The organism is Kribbella sp. NPDC026611 (genome assembly GCF_040638345.1).
In the GTDB taxonomy this organism is placed as follows: domain Bacteria; phylum Actinomycetota; class Actinomycetes; order Propionibacteriales; family Kribbellaceae; genus Kribbella.
On sequence record NZ_JBEZYC010000011.1, the window covers coordinates 80,472 to 99,221 of the forward strand.

The 18,750-nt window shown below is 67.5% G+C and carries 15 protein-coding genes, 1 tRNA gene and 1 pseudogene; 7 read left to right on the plus strand and 10 right to left on the minus strand.

Going from position 1 to position 18,750, the window contains the following annotated elements; genetic code table 11:
- Positions 1-27: 27 nt before the first annotated feature.
- The 4 genes from AB0E69_RS35095 to AB0E69_RS35110 all read right to left on the minus strand — a co-directional run bounded on the left by AB0E69_RS35095 (position 28) and on the right by AB0E69_RS35110 (position 3,750).
- Positions 28-864, minus strand: a complete 837-nt coding sequence (locus tag AB0E69_RS35095) for a hypothetical protein (RefSeq protein WP_360156442.1) — start codon at positions 862-864, stop codon at positions 28-30.
- Positions 861-1,790: an ATP-binding cassette domain-containing protein gene (locus AB0E69_RS35100; RefSeq protein ID WP_360156445.1), complete on the minus strand. Its 930-nt coding sequence runs from the start codon at positions 1,788-1,790 to the stop codon at positions 861-863. The genes AB0E69_RS35095 and AB0E69_RS35100 overlap by 4 nt, the downstream gene beginning before the upstream one ends.
- Positions 1,791-2,179: 389 nt before the next feature.
- Positions 2,180-2,746 (minus strand): hypothetical protein, encoded by a 567-nt coding sequence (locus AB0E69_RS35105; protein WP_360156448.1) that lies wholly within the window; start codon positions 2,744-2,746, stop codon positions 2,180-2,182.
- Positions 2,747-2,820: 74 nt separating this feature from the next.
- A complete protein-coding gene (locus tag AB0E69_RS35110) occupies positions 2,821-3,750 on the minus strand; it encodes an alpha/beta hydrolase (RefSeq protein ID WP_360156451.1) in 930 nt (309 codons plus the stop codon).
- 219 nt (positions 3,751-3,969) lie between these two features.
- Between AB0E69_RS35110 and AB0E69_RS35115 the strand changes: the two genes are divergently transcribed.
- Both AB0E69_RS35115 and AB0E69_RS35120 read left to right on the plus strand, forming a co-directional pair.
- Positions 3,970-5,088, plus strand: coding sequence for an alpha/beta hydrolase (locus AB0E69_RS35115; protein ID WP_360156454.1), 1,119 nt, complete (start codon positions 3,970-3,972; stop codon positions 5,086-5,088).
- A 265-nt stretch (positions 5,089-5,353) separates the two neighbouring features.
- Positions 5,354-8,110, plus strand: a complete 2,757-nt coding sequence (locus AB0E69_RS35120) for a LuxR C-terminal-related transcriptional regulator (RefSeq protein WP_360156457.1) — start codon at positions 5,354-5,356, stop codon at positions 8,108-8,110.
- On the opposite strand, the gene AB0E69_RS35125 is transcribed toward AB0E69_RS35120, so the two are convergent.
- Entirely contained in the window at positions 8,070-8,684 is a 615-nt protein-coding gene (locus AB0E69_RS35125; protein ID WP_360156460.1) for a redoxin domain-containing protein, read from the minus strand. The genes AB0E69_RS35120 and AB0E69_RS35125 overlap by 41 nt on opposite strands.
- A 481-nt stretch (positions 8,685-9,165) precedes the next feature.
- Here AB0E69_RS35125 and AB0E69_RS35130 point away from each other — a divergent pair, with 481 nt between their 5' ends.
- Positions 9,166-9,408: a hypothetical protein gene (locus AB0E69_RS35130; RefSeq protein WP_360156463.1), complete on the plus strand. Its 243-nt coding sequence runs from the start codon at positions 9,166-9,168 to the stop codon at positions 9,406-9,408.
- Positions 9,409-9,653: 245 nt separating this feature from the next.
- Here AB0E69_RS35130 and AB0E69_RS35135 read toward each other — a convergent pair whose 3' ends face one another.
- Complete coding sequence (locus AB0E69_RS35135; protein WP_360156466.1) at positions 9,654-10,226, minus strand: hypothetical protein; 573 nt, start codon at positions 10,224-10,226, stop codon at positions 9,654-9,656.
- A gap of 245 nt (positions 10,227-10,471) precedes the next feature.
- On the opposite strand from AB0E69_RS35135, the pseudogene AB0E69_RS35140 reads away from it, so the two are divergent.
- Positions 10,472-10,795: pseudogene (locus tag AB0E69_RS35140) on the plus strand (ANTAR domain-containing protein); the annotation flags it as partial.
- Positions 10,796-11,964: 1,169 nt separating this feature from the next.
- Here AB0E69_RS35140 and AB0E69_RS35145 read toward each other — a convergent pair.
- The 3 genes from AB0E69_RS35145 to tenA all read right to left on the minus strand — a co-directional run bounded on the left by AB0E69_RS35145 (position 11,965) and on the right by tenA (position 14,294).
- A tRNA-Lys gene (locus tag AB0E69_RS35145) sits at positions 11,965-12,037 on the minus strand.
- Positions 12,038-12,087: 50 nt separating this feature from the next.
- Positions 12,088-13,635, minus strand: coding sequence for an NAD(P)/FAD-dependent oxidoreductase (locus tag AB0E69_RS35150; RefSeq protein ID WP_360156469.1), 1,548 nt, complete (start codon positions 13,633-13,635; stop codon positions 12,088-12,090).
- Complete coding sequence (gene tenA / locus AB0E69_RS35155) at positions 13,632-14,294, minus strand: thiaminase II (protein WP_360156472.1); 663 nt, start codon at positions 14,292-14,294, stop codon at positions 13,632-13,634. Before tenA ends, AB0E69_RS35150 begins: the two co-directional genes overlap by 4 nt.
- Positions 14,295-14,386: 92 nt before the next feature.
- Here tenA and AB0E69_RS35160 point away from each other — a divergent pair, with 92 nt between their 5' ends.
- From AB0E69_RS35160 to AB0E69_RS35170, 3 genes are read left to right on the plus strand one after another with little or no spacing between them, the layout of a single operon-like run.
- Positions 14,387-16,099, plus strand: a complete 1,713-nt coding sequence (locus AB0E69_RS35160; RefSeq protein WP_360156475.1) for an aminotransferase class V-fold PLP-dependent enzyme — start codon at positions 14,387-14,389, stop codon at positions 16,097-16,099.
- Between the two features lie 10 nt (positions 16,100-16,109).
- Entirely contained in the window at positions 16,110-17,099 is a 990-nt protein-coding gene (locus AB0E69_RS35165; protein WP_360156478.1) for a cation diffusion facilitator family transporter, read from the plus strand.
- 15 nt (positions 17,100-17,114) lie between these two features.
- The gene (locus tag AB0E69_RS35170; protein ID WP_360156481.1) at positions 17,115-17,729 is read left to right on the plus strand and encodes a MarC family protein; all 615 of its coding nucleotides are present in this window, start codon (positions 17,115-17,117) and stop codon (positions 17,727-17,729) included.
- Positions 17,730-17,986: 257 nt separating this feature from the next.
- Here AB0E69_RS35170 and AB0E69_RS35175 read toward each other — a convergent pair whose 3' ends face one another.
- Positions 17,987-18,748 (minus strand): hypothetical protein, encoded by a 762-nt coding sequence (locus AB0E69_RS35175; protein ID WP_360156484.1) that lies wholly within the window; start codon positions 18,746-18,748, stop codon positions 17,987-17,989.
- Between the last annotated feature and the right edge of the window lie 2 nt (positions 18,749-18,750).

Below are 18,750 nucleotides of genomic sequence, written 5' to 3' on the forward strand. Positions count from 1 at the left end.
TGTGACCGCCGATTACCAAGAAGCCGTTCAGGCATCGGTCCGCATCAGCCGCCAAGCAGCCGCGGCCAGTGCCAGAGCCGTCCAGGCGGCGAAGACCAGGAAGCCTTTGCCCGGCGTCAGCGTGTACGTCGCGTGGTGCAACGCGTACATCGACTGACCGGCCTCACTCGGCAGGTACTGCTGGATTGCGTGATGCCAGGACTTCGGCAGCAAGGAGACCAGCCCCGGAACGAGCATCAGCACTCCGACCAGCGTCGAGATCGCTCCGGCCACGGACCGCAGCAGCGCTCCGAGCGCAACCCCGATCACGCCGATCAGCCCGAGGTAGACAGTTGCGCCGAGCAGGCAACGGACGACGCCAGCGCTGGAGAGCGTAAGGGCGGCCGGGGTTCCGGTCAGGATCCCGCTGTCGACGAGGAAGGTCACGAAGACCCCGACGAAGGCTATGACCAGCGCGATCACGCCGTACACGGTGGCTTTCGACCACAGGACCGGCATCCGGCGCGGTACGGCGGCGAGTGTGGAGCGGATCGATCCAGTCGAGTATTCGCTGCCGGTGATCAGCACTCCGAGCACTCCGAGAGCCAGCTGCGAGAGCGGTACTCCGAACAACGCCAGCTCCAGCGTGGTCGCGTCGGCGAAATCGGGGTCGAGTTGGCGGCCGGACGTGAGGCTGGAGTGGTACCGGAGCGCCGCGATGATCCCGAAGGCCAGCAGGAACGCCAGACCGAGTCCGAGCGTGATCCAGGTCGATCGCAGCGACCGGAGCTTGGTCGACTCCGAACGGAGGACGTGCGCGCCGGTGACGCGGTACTCCTGCTTGCGTGCCACGGGGGTCGGGGGAGGCGGAGCGACTGTCGTCATGCCGCACGCTCCCCGGGCTCGGTGGTGCCGTGGTACACGACCGTGTCCCGCGTCAGGTCCATGAACGCCTCCTCCAACGACACCTTCTTCGTCGTCAGCTCGTACAACGCGATGCCGTGCTCGGCCGCCGTGCTGCCGACGGAACGGGCCGAGAGACCCGAGACCTCGAGCGCTTCGGAACCGGCCTGCCCGACGATCTCGACGCCGGGACCGGCCAGGACGTCCCGCAGCCGCGCCGGATCGGCGGTTGCCACCTGAACGATGTCGCCGCCGGCTTCCCGGACCAGTTCGTCGACGGTGGTGTCGGCGAGCAGCCGGCCGCGACCGACGACGATCAGCCGGTCCGCGACCAGAGCCATCTCACTCATCAGGTGCGAGGAAACGAAGACCGTTCGTCCTTCGGCGGCAAGACCGGTGAGCAGGTTGCGGATCCACAGCACGCCCTCCGGGTCCAGCCCGTTGACCGGCTCGTCGAGCATGACCGTCGCCGGGTCCCCGAGCAGGGCACCGGCGATACCGAGGCGCTGCCCCATCCCGAGCGAGAACTGCCCGGCCCGCTTCCCGGCCACCGACTGCAGACCGGCCAGCTCGATCACCTCGGCGACCCGGCGACGCGGGATGCCGTGCGTCTGGGCCAGCGCCAGCAGGTGGTTGAAGGCCGACCGGCCAGGATGCGTGGACTTCGCCTCGAGCAGCGCGCCGACCTCCTGCAGCGGAGCCCGGTGCTCTCGGTAGTGCTTCCCGTTGACCGTCACCGAGCCGCTCGTGGGTGCGTCGAGCCCGATGATCATCCGCATCGTCGTCGACTTGCCCGCACCGTTCGGCCCGAGGAACCCCGTGACGGCACCGGGCCGTACGGCGAACTCCAGTCCGTCGACCGCCGTCGTCTCGCCGTACCGCTTGGTGAGCTGTCGTGCCTCGATCATTCCTCGTCCTCACTTCCGGAGCCGGTCTCCTGATCCCCAACGTAGGGATCCGGCAACCGCCGCCCGTAGTACCGCGGCCTGATCTTCGACGAGCCCGTCGTACCGCGGTACTACCCGGCGCACCTCCGAGGTTTGGCGTAGCGGTTCTCGTGCGGGCGGGGGATGTCCGCGCCGAGCGGCGTACCTGAGCTGGGGACCGGCGGCACTGCTGGGTGCTCGGTACGGCGTTCGAGCGTGGCCCTTGGTCGGCCCTGATCTTGGAGTGGCGGCGGACGAGCGGCGACGGTTGGTCGGCGAGAGTCGTGCATGTCCCGAAGCCGGTGTGGGGGAGCGCGCGGCGCTGCTGCGCTGACGCTCCTGCTTATGGTTGTCGGTTCGGTGATCGCCGACTACGGCGCTGCAGAGGCCTTGGCCTGTCCGAGGCTCTCCTGGAAGCCGGCTTCGCCTTTTCCATATTTTTCGGCTGATCCTGTCCTGGAAACGGTGATCCCGGTTCTGCGGTGGGGGTGCAAGAAGCGACCTTCGGGTTCATGGAGCACGAGTGCGGTGATGCGCAGGACGGACCCTGCCCGACGGGGTCTCAATGGAGCAGTAGCCAGAAGTAGACGCCGGCGCCGAAGATCGGCTACGGCCGCCGTACCGTCGTTCATTCTGGCCAAGGTGATGGCGGCGATGAACGGTCCGGCGGTGACGGGCAGCAGGTACCGCGGGTGCAACGCGTTCCGGTCGAACGGGTTGGACAGCCAATGGGCGACGAGTTGGGCGGCGTTGATTGCGAGCGCGGCGATGGCGGCGAATGTCAGCCACTGGGCGAGAACGCCGAGTTCTCTCGCGTAGTTGCTGATGAGCAGGAGTGCGACGACCGGGATGTACGCCGTCAACGGCCCTAGCAGCGGATGCCGCAGGTCCAGCCTGAAGCTGCCGGCCTTGTTGTTGATGGTGCCGACGACGTACATGACGGTGAAGAGCGCCCAGATGAAGGCCGGCAGCGGTACCGGCCCCTGCCTCCGTCGTGGTGCTCAGCGTGTCCTCAGTCGGTCAGGAAGGTGGTCAGGACGGGCAGCAGTTCCTCGGGTGCCTGCTCCGCGACCCAGTGACCGGCCGCGGCGATCACGGCGCCCTGGACGTTGGCAGCCACTGGACGCATACCGTCCGCGACGTGGTCCGCCCAGCTGTCGGCGCCACCGATGGCCAGTACGGGCATCGGCAGCGGTTGCGTCGCGCGCACCTTGTTCTGCGCCATGGTGGCGTCCCAGGCGCGGTAGAACCCGAAGCAACCGCGCAGGGACTCGGGGTTGGTGAAGCCCTGGACGTAGTAGTCGATCACCGTCTCGGATAGTGGTTTGCCGCCTTGGATGGCGAACTCGTAGCCGAAGAAGATGTGCTCTTTCCCCTGGACGAGTTGCTCGGCCACCTTCCCAGCGCGGTTGAAGGGAATGTGCCAGACCTTGTCGTTGAGCGGGCCAGGGACGAACAGCGGCGGAGCGGGTACCGCTCCGGGCGGCCCGGGGATCTCAGCGACGGCGAGCCGGTCGACCCGGTCGGGGTGGTCGGCGGCCAGGGCGTAGGCGGCCACCACGCCGGTGTCGTGCCCGATCACCGCGAAGCGTTCGTGCCCGAGTACGTCCATCAAGGCGATCAGATCACCGGCGAGCGTGCCGGCGTCGTACCCGTCGTCGGGTTTGCCGGTCAGGCCGAGACCGCGCTGGTCGACGGCGATCACGGTGTGGTTCTGGGCGAGCGATGGCATCACGAAGCGCCAGGCGTACCAGTTCTCCGGCCAGCCGTGGATCAACAGGACGGCTGGACCGCTGCCTCCGACGACCGCGTGCTGACGTAGGCCGGCCGTCTCGATGAACCGGCTGCTGAACGTCGCAGCGAACCCGGCCGGGAGATCGGGGGCCTGCGCGACAGAACCAGGGCCGTTGGCAACGGGAAACTGTGCGAGATCTGCGGGCATGACAAGTCCTTTCCACAGCAGTACGGGGATGTCGGCGCTGAGTGAGGCCGACGATCTCCATGCTCACGCCCGAGCTCTTCACCGGGACCAGGGAGTGTCCCTGGTTCGGCCTGTGGGGCGGTGACCAGGGTCTTTGACCGGTGGGTGATGGAGGTCGGCCGGACCAGGCTGATGGAGTGCTCGGCCACAGTCGGTGGTCGCCGGAGGAGGAGAATGGTCATGAACAGGTCACTGCACGAACCGGAACCGCTCGGCGACGCCACCGCTGATCCGACAACCCAGGACGCTCACCGGGGGCTGTCGCGGCGTACCTTCGCAGGCGCGGCCGCCGGGGCCGCGCTCGTCGGCGGCTGGGCCGCACCGGCCGCTGCCGGAACGGTCGGCCGGGTCCCGGACGACTTCGGTACCGTCGCCACGGCGCCGCGGCTTCCGGCAGGGTTTGCTCAGACCTTCAAGAGCCGATTCGTGCGCGCCAACGGGATCCGCCAGCACGTGGTGATCGGAGGCGACGGACCTCCACTCTTGCTGGTACACGGCTGGTCGGAGAACTGGTACGCGTGGCGCTTCCTGATGCCGTCCCTGGCCAGGAACTACACCGTGATCGCGGTCGACCAGCGCGGTCTCGGGCTGAGCGAGAAGACCCGAACGGGGTACGACGCAGGGACACTCGCCACCGACCTCGCAGCCCTGATGACGGCGCTTGGGCACGAACGCTTCGCGGTGGTCGGGCACGACACCGGGATGGTGATCAGCTACGCCCTTGCCGCCGATCACCGCGACCGGGTGGAGCGCCTGGCGGTCGCCGAGGTCCCCGGTCCGCCCGGTGTGGGCGACGCGCCGTCGTACTTCATCTTCGCGGCGGTGAACAACAAGCTGTGGCACATCGCGTTCAACCGGGTCGACGACGAACTCATCGTCGACATGGTCGGCAGCAACGCCAACGCCTACTACCGCTACGAATTCTCGATCCAGGGTGGCGGCGCGACCCTGCCGGACTACGCGATCAACTACTACGTCAGCCTCCACACCCGCAACCGGGACGCCTTGCGCGCCAGCTTCGGGCTTTACCGTTCCTGGGACGCCACTCTGGAGCAGAACGTGGTCCGCAAGGACACCAAGCTGACGATCCCCGTTCTCGGCATGGGTGGCCTGAACAGCTGGGGTGGGATGGTCGCGACGGATATGGAACCCGCGGCCAACGACGTCACTACTGCGGTCATTCCCGGCGCCGGTCACTGGATCGCCGAGCAAGCACCCGCAGCGACGCTTGCCGCGCTGACCACCTTCCTCGCGCCCTACCACGCCACCGCCTCGCGCCGGTTGCGTCCACCTCGCTGAGGACCGACCGTGCCTTCGCTGCGCCAAGGGCTCGAAGCGGTTCCCCTGCGGTCGATCAGGTCATACGCTGACGGCAGTGGTCGCCGTGAACTGGCTGGCGCCTCCGGGATCCGGATCGTCAGTGGCGGTTGCCTCACTTTCCGTGCCGAACGACGGCAAGTCCGATAGCGCTGTCACTGGGGATGGTCAGGGCATCCGGGTGGGGGCGATATGGCGCAATTGCACAAGGTTTCGCAGTGCGAAGGTCAGGTCCGGGGGCTCGGCCTTGTCCGGGGCGGGTGCTGAGCCGACCGCGCTGTTGCTCGGACGGCGCAGCGAATGCGCGACTCTGGACCTATTGGTGGCCGAGGTGCTCGGCGGCGGCAGTCGGGTCCTGGTACTGCGTGGTGATGCGGGCGTAGGCAAGAGCGCGCTGCTCGGCTACTTGTACGGGCTGGTCGCCGGCTGGAGGATCGCAACGGTCACCGGCGTGGAGTCGGAGATGGAACTGGCCTACAGCGGCCTGCACCAGCTGTGCACGCCCCTGCTGAATCACCTCGAACGATTGCCGGGCCCGCAGCGCGATGCGCTCGCCACGGTCTTCGGGCTGAGCGCCGGGCCGGTACCTGATCCGCTGATGGTCGGGCTCGCGACGCTCAGCCTGGTGGCCGAGGCCGCGGAGAAGGACCCGCTGATCTGCGTCGTCGAGGACTCGCAGTGGCTGGATCGTTCATCCGTCCAGGTCTTCGGGTTCGTCGCTCGCCGGCTCCTCGCCGAACGCGTTGCCTTCGTCTGCGCTGCGCGAACGGGGATCGAGGACGACGTCTTCGAAGGACTGCACTCGCTGCGGATCACCGGACTCGATGACGCCGACGCCCGGACCTTGCTGCTGGGGAACATGCACGCACCGCTCGATGTGGCCGTCAGCGACCAGATCATCGTTGAAAGCCATGGCAATCCGCTAGCACTTCTCGAACTGCCGCGGACCTGGACTACCGCAGATCTGGCCGGCGGATTCGGGCTCCCCGACAACCACGCGGTGGCAGGCAAGATCGAGCGAAGCTACCGCCGGCGTCTGCTGGTCCTTCCGTTGGAGACCCGACTGTTGGTGCTCACAGCTGCCGCGGAGCCACTCGGTAATGCCGACCTGCTGCGCAGTGCCGCTGCGACCCTCGGCGTCGACATGGCCGCGGCGGCTCCGGCGATGGACGACGGGCTCGTGCAGATTCGCAGCCGAGTGGAGTTCGCTCATCCGCTGATCAGGTCCGCCAGTTACCGGGCCGCCGCTGTCGACGACCGCCACCGGGTCCACCGCGCGCTCGCCCAGGCCACCGACGCCAAGGCCGATCCCGATCGGCATGCCTGGCACCGTGCGCTGGCGACGGCGGGACCCGACGAGGACGTCGCGGCCGAGCTCGAGCGCTCGGCCGGGCGGGCCCAGGCCAGAGGCGGTCTGGTGGCGGCTGCGGCGTTCCTGACCCGTGCGTCCGACCTGGCGCCCGATCCGGCGATGCGGGCCCGACTGGCGCTGGATGCGGCCTTCGCCAACGTACAGACCGGCGCTTTCGAGGTCGCCCGCCGCCTGCTAGCCACAGCCGACGCCGGACCGGCCGACGCGGCGCAACGCGCCCAGATCGACATGGTCAGGGCCTTGATGGCCTTCGCTTCCCGGCGCGGGAGTGAGGCGACGCCACTCTTGCTCGCGGCCGCGAGACGCCTCGAACCGCTCGACCCCCAATTGGCTCGGCAGACCTACCTGGATGCCTTCTCGGCCGCGCAGTTCGCGGCTCGGCTCAACGGCGGAGTGAGCATCGTCGACGTAGCTCAGGCTGCCCGGGCTGTTCCCCTTCGAGCGGACCAGGAGCCGACTCCCGGCGACTTGTTGCTGGACGCTTTCAGCGCACTCACCGACGACTACGCCGGGGCGATTCCAGCCTGCCGGAAGGCGTTGCAAAGACTCCGCTCCGAAGAGATCCAGACCCGCGACAGACTGCGCTGGCTGTGGCAGGGCTGCGTACTCGCACTCGAAGTGTGGGATGACGAGAACGCTTACGCCCTGTCCTACCAGCATCTCCAGACGGCCAGGAAGACCGGTGCGCTGAGCGAGCTGCCGCTGGCGCTCGGTTCGCGAACGCCGGTACTGGTGTTCTGCGGCGAGTTGACCGCGGCCGCCGCGCTGGTCGAGGAGGCACAATGGGTGCGGGACGCGATGGGGATCGACGAGGCGCCGTACGGTGCATTGACCGTCGCCGCGTGGCGCGGGCAGCTCGCCGAAAGCAACGAACTGATCGAGATCACGCTGCGCGAGGCAGCCGTACGCGGCGAAGGGGTCGGCGTCGCGATCAGCGAGTATGCGCACGCGGTTCTCTGCAACAGCATCGGCCGGTACGACGAGGCCCTGGCGGCCGCCCGGCGCGCTTGTGAGGATCCACAAGAGATGGTCGCGCACAACTGGGGGCTGACAGAGCTGGTCGAGTCCGCCACGCGGGCCGGACACCCAGAACTAGCCGAAGAGGCCGCCGAGCGTCTTTCCACGAAGGCGCTGGCAAGCGGAACCGACTGGGCCCTGGGGATGGCGGCCCGGGCGCGAGCGTTGCTCAGCGAAGGTGACGACGCCGAGCGATTGTTCCGCGAGGCGCTGGAGCGTCTGAGCCAGGCCCGGGTCCGCGCCGAGCTCGCGCGGGCTCACCTGCTCTACGGAGAGTGGCTCCGTCGGTCGCACCGCCGGGCGGACGCGCGCGCCCAACTGAGCATCGGCTACGAGATGTTCGCCTCGATGGGAATGGACGGATTCGCCGAGCGCGCCCGCCGGGAACTCGCCGTCGCAGGTGCGGCCGCACCGAAACGCACTTTCGAGGCGCAGCACGAACTCACCGCCCAGGAAGCCCAGATCGCGCGGCTGGCCCGCGACGGCCTCTCGAACCCCGAGATCGGAGCCCAGCTGTTCATCAGCGCACGGACGGTCGAGTGGCATCTGCGCAAGGTCTTCAGCAAGCTCGGCGTCAGCTCTCGCCGCCAGCTTCGGGGGACCGCGATCCGCTAGCCGCCAGGCGTGCTGCCCACCCGTCGAACGGGAACCGGTCGCCCGCCGCCCACGCTGCACGGAGACCCGGCGCGCCCAGATCCCAGTCAGCGCGGATCTCGCGTGTCACCGCCCGCAGGTCGAGCCACAGATCGTCGACCGTCGGACGGCCCCAGAACCAATAGCCGTTGTAAACGGTGTGAATCACCAGTCCCGGCTTGAGCACGAGGATGTGCGGGACCATCGGGTCGTTGACCGGATCGGTGTAATCCTGGATGTCGAGATCTTTCTGGACCGTCCGCCCCGGGTCGGACAGAAAGGTCCACCGAGCGTCGACCGAGGCGCGGAACTCTTGCACCTGGGGCCGTCCGTCGGTCGAAATGGTGACCACCCCGGCGCAACCCAGCGCGAGCTTCGACTGAAACGCGGCCAACTCGAGATGGTGCTGATGCTCCTCGGGACAGTAGTGGCCGCGAGACAGCACGACGATCAGCGGATCACGGCCCTGCAGCTCGCTGAGAGCCCGGACGACGCCGACGTGATCCAGCAGCGCGTAATCGGGAAAGGTACCGCCCGGAGTGATGTCACAACGCATGGATAACCACCTCTCACCCCGGGCGCCTGCTCGCGGATCCGACCCATCGCGTCCGTCGCTCCCTCCACTATGGCCACCACGATCAGCCCTCCGCACCCGGGACACCCCCGGGCCTACTCCCTGGTCCTCATCGCCCACGACGGTCCACGACTCTTACCAGCCTCCAGAGGAGCCGCGCGCTCTACCTGCATCGACACTCCCGCCGTGTCGTAGACACGAGGACCTAGGGCTGTGCAACACGACAGCCAGGGACGCCCGTCAGCGAGTCCGCGATGTGTTGAACGCGTAACCTGCGACCTTAGATAAACGCCATCCAGAACCACGCCCTCGGGCAGCTGCCGCACGGCGGCGTCAACAATGTCCGGGAAACGGTCGCTGATGTCGTTGCGGTTGCGGGTCCACAGCCGCGCCACCACCGCGGACAATGGCGACGCGGCTAGTTGACTGAAATCTTCGAGCGCCCGATTGGCGTAGTAGGTGGATGTCTGCAGAGGGTATGGCGGTGTCGGGTGGCGAGCTGGGTCAGGTTGTCGAGTTCGAGCAGGGTCTGCGGTGGCGGGCGTGGTTTCCCGACGAGGAGCATGTGGCGGCGTCGTCTTTCCTACGGGACCTAGGGGCTTCGGGTTGTTCGCCGGCGACGCTGCGCAGCTACGGGTACGACCTGCTGCGGTGGTTCCGGTTTCTCCACGGCCGGGACGACGTGGGAGCGCGCGGAGCGGACTGACGTGCGGGAAATCGTCGAGTGGATGCGCGAGTCGCCGGTTCCGCAGCGGCTGAACCGGCGCGCGGATGCACCGTCGCCGGGATCGGTGAACCCGATCACGGGCAAGGCGGTGCCGGGCACGAAGTACGCCGCGCGGGATCAACCATCAGCTGAGTGTCCTGTTCGGGTTCTACGAGTGGGTGTGCGCGGTCGATCTGGGCCCGTTGATCAACCCGGTGCCGGCGCAGCGCAGATCGCCTGGGGGCTCAGGTATTCAACACGTCGGCTTGGTAGGCGCGGATCTGGGCGACGGTGGTGTCGGGGAGCAGCCGTTTCGGCCAGTAGATGTCCAAACCGCCAGTCTTGTTCCGGCTCCAGGTCAGCAGGGCGACACGTTCTTTCTGGAGGCGGTTCAGGGTCGGGTCGTTCTGGGCTGGCTGGGCAATGAATCTTGTGGCGAGCGACAGGATCCTGCCGTTCTTCGTCGGTGGGTTCGCGGGAAGCGATTGGAGGTAGCCGGTGTAGGTGGAGAGCCGCACGCCAACCACGTGGCTGGCCCCTGTGAGGATCCCGAAGCCCACGTCCTCGACGTCCTGCCACGGCACCACGCCACCGATGGTGGGCCGAAGGCCAGCAGGGGTGAGTTCGAGCAACGGTTTCGGCCGGACCAGTTGACTGCCGGTCAGGACGGCTCCTGCGGCGAAGGCGACGAGAACAAGGAGTCCTTTCACAGGTCGCCCGTCGAAGAACATCACGACGCCGACCAGCGCAAACAGGGCGCACCCGGCGGTGTACAGCAGCTGCAGTTTGCGATTTGCGTAGACGGCGATGGTGTCCATGTCCGAATCTCCCCCAGTGGCGCCTGAAGGAAGTGTGTGCGCACCAAGGCGTTCTAGTCCAGCTCCTGGTGCTGACGGTGGGCAATTGAGCTTCGGCGGTTCTGGTCGCTTGTCGTCCAAGAGGATCGGCCGTCCTGGTGGCCGTGCAGAAGGCGGAGCCCGGAAGCTCTGCCTCCTACGTTGTTGGCTCAGGACGCGAGTTGGTCACCGGACATCCCCCGCGATCGCTCTCGCATTACTTCGACGTCGACGACGAGGCGATCGCGCACATCCTGGCCCGGCGCGCCTCAGTCGCGGTCGCGACCGCCCGTCCCGACGAGACGATGGCCCAGGCCGTCGACGCTCGAAAACTCGTCGGACAGGCAATGGGGATATTGATGGAGCGCTTCGGCGTCGACAGCGACCGGGCGTTCGCGATCCTGCGCCGCTATTCCCAAGACACCAACACCACGCTGCGCGACGTCGCCCAAGACCTCATCGCGACCCGCAAACTACCCCAGCTGATGCCACGCAGGTTCGAGCTCTCTCGGCACTCATCGCTTTGTGGTGCGCCCAGACAGCATCATTGACACCTTCAGTGAAGGTAGCCGTCCCACTTCGGCTCATAGCGGCAACCACCCGGCAGCGCCGACTCCACGGGAACCGACTCGACCGCCCGCTCAACGCGACGTCGACCGGCCCGGCCAGATCGGCAGCAAGGCGTACGCCGTCGCCATCAGACCGGCGCGGGCTCATCCCAGGTCCCTCCGGATCAGTAGTTGCCTACAGCATCCGGTACCCACCACTGACCTGACGCCCGACTCCCACAGCCACTGGCGCAGCTGGCGAGCGGTTTCCATTTTCACCAGATCGCGGATAGGACCACTGGGTATCTGGTCTTATCCGGTTTAGCTCAAGATGAATTTTCTTCAGCTTCTCCATGATCTGGGGGGCACAGATCGGCGGGGCGTTGCTTACTACCCATCAGACGCTTGAGATCCCGCAACCGCGGGCGACGTCGGGCCGCCGAGCTATTGCTGCACAAATCGGCGCAGCGCTGCTTATTACCCCTTGAGCAGCCTCCTCTTGCCGCCGTCTGCTTCCGCCTCAAGACGTACTGCATCACCTTCACCGTGCAGTACCGCCAAGCCAATCCCCTCTGGAGAAGCAAATGTCAAAGAAAGCCCGTGGCCCGACTGGAAATCCTGGAGGGGCAACGCCCCAACCCTTCTGAGAACGATACCGAGGCAAGGCGCAGGTCAGCTCAGCTTGAGCGGGCCGCCGCGCTGCTCCGGCCGGACAGTCCCGAGGAAGGCGAGTGGGTTGTGGAACGACTTTCCACAGCGCGCTCAAGTACGCGTTCAAACGGCTGATGGCCATGTCGCGAACCGGCCGGATTTCCCCGAAGCACGGAGGGTCGGTCGCCGGGAGTTCGACGGTCCGACACCTCCCGGTCTGGGTGGGCTTCGAGGAGATCTTTCCCCAGGTGCCGATGGGCAGTGGTGGTCTCGACATCTCATGCCTCCAACCGGGCTGATGGTTGGTTGCTCAACGGTGTCGGCCATGAGGTGTCGGAGTGCTGCGAGAGGATGCAAAACGATGTGATGTGACGCACAGTCACGGTCAGATGAAGCTCCAGCCAGCTGATGCAGGAACGGCTAGCAGCCGCGTGTGGAGGCTCGGTTCTGGCAAAAGGTCGAATAAAGGTCGACCTGCAGACACAGCAAAGCCCAGGGCACCTTGGTGGCCTGGGCTGTTGTGCGCCGCCAGGGACTCGAACCCCGAACCCGCTGATTAAGAGTCAGCTGCTCTGCCAATTGAGCTAGCGGCGCTTGCGAACGAAGAGGATCGTAGCAGGGGGGTGGGGGAAGTACGAAATCGGTTAGCGGGTGAGGAGGGTCATGGCGGCGTTGTGGCCGCCGAGGCCGGAGACGGCGCCGCCTCGGCGGGCGCCGGAGCCGCAGATGAGGAGGTTGGCGACGTCGGTTTCGGTGCCCCAGCGGCCGGCCTCGACGTCGTCGTCCACCCATGGCCACTGGAGGTCGCCGTGGAAGATGTGGCCGCCGGGCATGCCGACGGAGGCCTCGATGTCGTACGGCGTTTTCGCCTCGATGCACGGCGCACCGTTGACGTCGCGGGCGATGCAGTCCTCGAGTGGCTCGGCCAGGTACGACTGCAGACCGGCCAGAACCCGTTCGACAGCGGCCTCCCGGGCCGAGTCGTTGTCAGAGGCAAACAATCGGGCGGGGAAGTGCACGCCGAAGACAGTCAGGGTGTGGTGGCCGGAGGCAACCAGCTCGGAGGAGAGAATGGTTGGGTCGGTCAGCGAGTGGCAGTACACCTCGGACGGTGCGACCGCGGGCAATGAGCCACCGGACGCGTCGCGGTACGCCGTCTCCAGCTGGCTGTAGTCCTCGTTGATGTGAAAGGTACCGGCGAAGGCCCGCGCAGGGTCATCGCCCGACTTCAACGAGGGCAGGCGAGACAGCAGCAGGTTGATCTTGAGCTGCGAACCTTCCGGCTTCTCAACGCCCGCGGAACCGCGCAGCGCAGCCAGCGTCGAGGGTGCGACGTTCGACAGCACCCAGGAGCAGTCCACTGACCGCTCTCCGTCACCACCGAGCCAGGTGACCGAGCCACGCACGCCGTCGGCCTCAACGGACGTCACTGACGCGTTGGTGACCAGAGAAGCCCCAGCGCGCCGTGCAGCTGCGGCCAATGCGTCGGTGACTGCGCCCATCCCGCCTACAGGCACCCGCCACTCCCCGGTGCCGTTGCCGATGAGGTGGTAGAGGAAGCAGCGGTTCTGGATGAGGGACTCGTCGTGGAGGCCGGCGAAGGTGCCGATGACGGCATCGGTAGCGACCACGCCCCGGACCGTGTCGTCACTGAAGCGCTGCTCGACTGCAAGACCAAGTGGGCGCTCCACCAGCTCGTCCCACAGTGCGCCGCCGACCTGAGAGCGCAGAGCAGCAGCAGTCTGTAGCGGCTCGAGCAGTGTGGGTGCCACCGCAGCGGCCAGCGAGCTGACTGAGCCGTAGAAGTCGGTCCACGCCTCGTACTCCTTGTCGCCACCGGTCAGTGCGCGGAAGGAGTCACGGGTGACAGCCCCCTCGGGCCGTTCGACCATCAGCCCCAGGTCCCGGCCGCCTCGTCGTACCGGTGTGTACGACGCCACCGCGCGCGAGCGGAGGTCCAGCCCGAGCCCGAGGTCAGCGACGATTTTGTCCGGCAGCAGGCTGACCAGGTACGAGTACCGCGACAGCCGCGCGTCAACGCCCGGGAACACCCGCTCGCTGACCGCTGCGCCGCCGGTGTGCGCCTGCTGCTCCAGGACCAGCACGGACTGCCCGGACTGGGCCAGGTACGTCGCGGCGACCAGGCCGTTGTGCCCACCACCGACGATGACGACGTCGTAGAAGTCCTTCATCCCACCGGCCAATCGAGTCTGTGGTACGCGGCGTCCCAGAACATCCATTCGTAGCGGCACGTCGTGGCGAAGTGCTGGTGACAACGTTCCCGCTCCGCGGCGCCGACGTCCAGTGTGTCGGTCACGGCAAGCACCGACTCGACCACGCGGTCGAACTCCTCTGACCCGTACGTTGCGATCCACTCGCGGTAGACCGGGTCCGGCGACGACCGCTTCAGCAGCTCCCGTCCGACGTCCCGGTAGATCCAGTAGCAAGGCAGCACTGCGGCCACGGCCTCGGCGTACGTCCCGGTGGCGCAGACCGCAGTCAGATAGGACATGTACGCCGTGGTGGTCGGCCCGGACCCAGCAGCGTCCACGTCAGCCGACGTCAGCCCCAGCGACGCCAGCAACGAGGCATGTAGCTCCCGCTCCACAGCGATCGCGTTCGCCGCGTGCAGCGCGAACATGCTGACGGCGTCCTCGTCCGGAGCCCGCCCGGCCACCAGGCTCAAACACCGTGAGTACGCGCGCAGGTAGTGGCTGTCCTGGACGACGAAGTACCGGAAGGCGTCGTGGTCGAGCGTGCCGTCGGTCAGCCCGGTGATGAACGGGTGCCGCACGATCTCGTCGTACACCGAAGCTCCGCCGCGGTCCCACAACTCGCCGGAAAACGTCATCCCAACTCCCTCGCCGTCGACTGGGACCGACCTTATCCACAGGCTCTCGTTCGTCCATGATTTGTCCGTCCAAGGTGGCTTACTCTGGCGCCATGAGGACACACGGGGAGATGCCGCCGGACACGCCGCTGCTGCGGCGGATCCGCGCGTCGGTGATCGGGGACGACCAGGTGATGCCGGGGCCGTACGGGCCGCGCCGCGTCACATATGCGGACTACACCGCATCGGGACGCGCGCTGACCTTCCTCGAGGACTTCATCCGCGAGGAAGTCCTCCCGCGGTACGCGAACACCCACACCGAGTCGAGCGGCACCGGCCTGCAGACGACCCGCCTGCGCGAGGACGCGCGCCGGATCATCCACCAGAGCGTCGGCGGCGACGACGAGACCGCGCTGATCTTCTGCGGCTCCGGCGCGACCGGTGCGATCGACAAGCTGATCGGCGTCCTCGGCCTGCGCATCCCGGCCGAGCTCGACGACACGTACCACCTGACCGATCAGATCCCGGTCAACGAGCGCCCGGTCGTCTTCATCGGGCCGTACGAGCACCACTCCAACGAGCTGCCCTGGCGCGAGTCGATCGCCGACGTGGTCGTGATCCCGCAGGACCACGACGGCCACATCGACATCGACGAGCTCGAGGCCAAGCTCCAGGAGTACGCCGAGCGCCCGCTCAAGATCGGCTCGTTCTCGGCGGCCAGCAACGTCACCGGCATCGTCAGCAACACCCAGCGCGTCTCCGCCCTCCTCCATCGGTACGGCGCTCTCAGCTTCTGGGACTGCGCCGCCGCCGCGCCGTACGTCGAGATCGACATGTACGGCGGACGCGACACCGACCCGCTGTCGTACAAGGACGCGATCTTCCTCAGCCCGCACAAGTTGATCGGCGGCCCGGGGACCCCTGGCGTACTGGTGGCCAGGCGGGAGCTGCTCCGCAACCGCGTCCCCGACGTACCGGGCGGCGGGACTGTCGCGTACGTGAACCCGCTCGAGCACCGGTACCTCGACGACCCGATCCACCGCGAGGAGGGCGGCACGCCGGCGATTATCGGGTCGATCCGGGCCGGGCTCGCCTTCCAGCTGAAGCAGGCGGTCGGGATCGACGTGATCCGCGCGCACGAGGACGCGTACCTGCGGCGCGCGGTCGAGGCGTGGAAGGAGGAGCCGAACCTGCAGATCCTCGGGAACCTCGACGCGGAGCGGTTGTCGATCGTGTCGTTCGTGGTGAAGGCGCCGTCGGGACGGTACCTGCACCACAACTTCGTGGTCGCGCTGCTCAACGACCTCTTCGGCATCCAGTCCCGCGGCGGCTGTTCGTGCGCGGGGCCGTACGGGCACGCGCTGCTCGGCATCGATCTCGAGCGGTCGCACGAGTTCGAGGAAGAGATCATCCACGGGTGCGAGGGGATCAAACCGGGCTGGGTGCGGATCAACTTCAACTACTTCATCTCGGAGGCCGTGTTCGAGTACGTCGTGGCCGCCGTGCAGCTGGTCGCCCGCGACGGCTGGCGGCTGCTCGGTGACTACCGCTTCAACCCGGCGAACGGACTCTGGCGTCACCACCGCGGTGCGGTGGAGCCACCGATGCGGCTGTCCCAGGTCGGGTACGACGCCGACGGCAAGCTTCGCTACCCCCGCCACGACCACACCGCGCCCGAATCGGCTCTCGACGACTACCTGGCCGAGGCCCGCGACCTGCTCGACACCTGTCAGGACACCACCACCGACCCCGAAGGCGAGGTCAACACCGACTTCGACCACCTCCGCTGGTTCGACCTCCCGTCCCGCTGCCTGGCACGCGACTAGGGTCGGACCCGTGAGTGGTCCCAACGAAACGACGGAGAACGAGAGTCTCCTCACGGTGCTGGTTGCGCTGACGGCCAACCTGTTGATCGCGGTGGCGAAGACGGTGGTGGCGGTGATCACCGGGTCCGCGTCGATGGCGGCCGAGGCGGCGCACTCGTGGGCCGACACCGGCAACGAGGTGTTCCTGCTGGTCGGGGAGCGGCAGGCGCAGAAGCCGGCCGACCGGACCCATCCGCTCGGGTACGGGCGGGTCGGCTACATCTGGTCGATGTTCGCGGCGTTCGGTCTGTTCGTCGTCGGCGCGGCGGTCTCGGTGTGGCACGGGATCCAGTCGCTGCGCACCGGCGAGGTCGAGGGAGCGTCGTACACCTGGGCGTACGCCGTGCTCGGGGTCTCTTTCGTGCTCGAAGGGGTCTCGTTCGCGCAGGCGCTCCGGCAGACCAAGGCCGGCGCCCTGGAGCGGATGATCCGACCGTGGCGGTACGTGCGCCTGACCTCCAACCCGGTACTGCGGGCTGTCTTCGTCGAGGACCTGTCCGCGCTGATCGGCATCGTGATCGCCGCACTCGCGATCTTCATGCACCAAGTCACCGGCAACGCGGCCTGGGACGCGGTCGGCTCGATCGTCGTCGGACTGCTGCTCGGGGCCGTCGCGCTCTTCCTGATCACCCGGAACATGGACTTCCTCACCGGCGAGGCGGTCACGCCGCTGGCTCGTAACCGGGTGCTGCGCGCGCTGCTGGAGCACAAGGACATCGAGCGGGTCACGTTCCTGCACATGGAGTGGGTCGGCGCGGACCGGATCTTCCTGGTTGCCGCGGTCGACGTCGTCGGCAACGACAGCGAGTCCGAGGTCGCGGCCCGGCTGTACGCGATCGAGGACGCGCTCAACGCTCGCCGCGAGATCCAGCAGGCCGTCCTCACTCTGTCGAGACCGGGCGATCTGACGGAGCTCGAGCCTGGTGAACTGCCCCGCTGGTACGTCGAACCGCCCGTCTGAGTACGCTCGCGAACCGTGGAGCCGGTACACGTAGCGATCTCGGCCTTGGCCGCCCTGCTGCCGATCACGAACCCGGTCGGCGCGCTGGCCACGTTCGCCGGCCTGACCGAGGGCGCGGATCGTGCCGCGATCAAACGGCAGGCGCTGATGACGGGCGTCTACGTCTTCGGGATCCTTGCCGTCTTCACCATCCTCGGGACGCTCGTGCTCGAAGGCCTCGGTATCGGACTGCCCGCGTTGCAGATCGCTGGCGGTTTGGTCGTTGGCCACTCCGGCTTCGGCATGATCGTGGCGCGCGAGGCACTCACCGACGACGAGAAGACGCACGGCGTGACGAAGCCCGACATCTCGTTCTCGCCGATGGCGCTCCCACTGATCGCCGGCCCGGGCGCGATCGGCGTCGTGATCGCGCTGACCGCCCGCCACCCAGGCGTGCTCAACCGCGGCGCGGTGATCGTCGCCGCGCTCGTGGTGGCCGGGTTGGTCGCGGTACTGCTCCGCTTCGGCACACCCCTCGTCGACAAACTCGGCCCCACCGGCCTAGGCGCCCTCGGCCGCATCATCGGCTTCCTGACACTGGCAATCGGCGTCGAGCTGGTGACACACGGGGTACTCGCGGTCGCGCACTAACTCGCCTACCAAGCCGGGTGGAACGGGCAACTACTTGAGCGCGCACGGCGTGACCTGCGACAAGCCGTTGGGTGCGGTGGAGATGGTTGCCCTGGGCGTTGATCTGGACCGGCAGCGGTGGTGAGCAGGATGCATGCCGTGGGTCGCGGGGTGCGGTCGGTCCAGGCGTTGGTGCATGCTCGCGGGCTGCGCGCCTCCGCTTTGCCTTGCACGTACGACGAGCTCCGCCACCTGGCGGAGCTCGTCGGGCTGCTGGGTTACTTGTGTGGCTTGGGGGTTTGTTTTTGTGCCGGCGGGAACTTCCAGGTTTGGCTGTGGGCCATCTTGGTCAGTTCGGTGGTGGTGAAGAGTGGCAGCGGCCGGGTGTGTTTGGTGCCCTTTTCGAGGGTGCCGTTGTAGTTGGTGAGGATGATGGTTCGGCCGTCGCGGAGCATCAGGGTGACGGAGTTGCTGACGATGCCGTTGGTTTTCTGCCGGTTGTCGGGGTACTCCGGCAGATTGGTCTGGGTGATCAGGGCCGAGCCGTCGGGGTTCATCGTGCAGTGCGGACGGTTCTGGCAGCTCACGACGGTGCCGGGGCCCGGCTTCGCCGGGGGTCCGCTGAGGCCGACCTCGATGCGGGAGCCGCCCTTGCCGTCGTTGACGACGTACGCGGCGGTGAGATAGCCGTCGGCGGGCTTGCCTGAGCTCTCCGGCGCGGAGAGGGTGCGGCCGGGCGCCGAAACGAGCGACCGGAGCGTGGCGAGGGTCTCCTTCGCGCTCGCGTGGGGCGCCGCGACGGTCGGCTTGCCGGCAACCTGCGGGGTGACCGGGGTGGGGTTGTGGTTGACGAGTTGGAGACCGCCGGTGATGAGTGCCGCGGTGGCGAGTACGGCGCCGGCGCCGGTCGCCGTGACGAGCGTCGTACGGCGGCGACGTAGGCGGATGCCCTGGTGGACGGTGCGTTCGAGGAGGTCGGGGGTGACCGGCTCGAGGTTTTCGGTGGCCTGACGCATCAGGGTGCTGAGTTGGGTGTTCATGG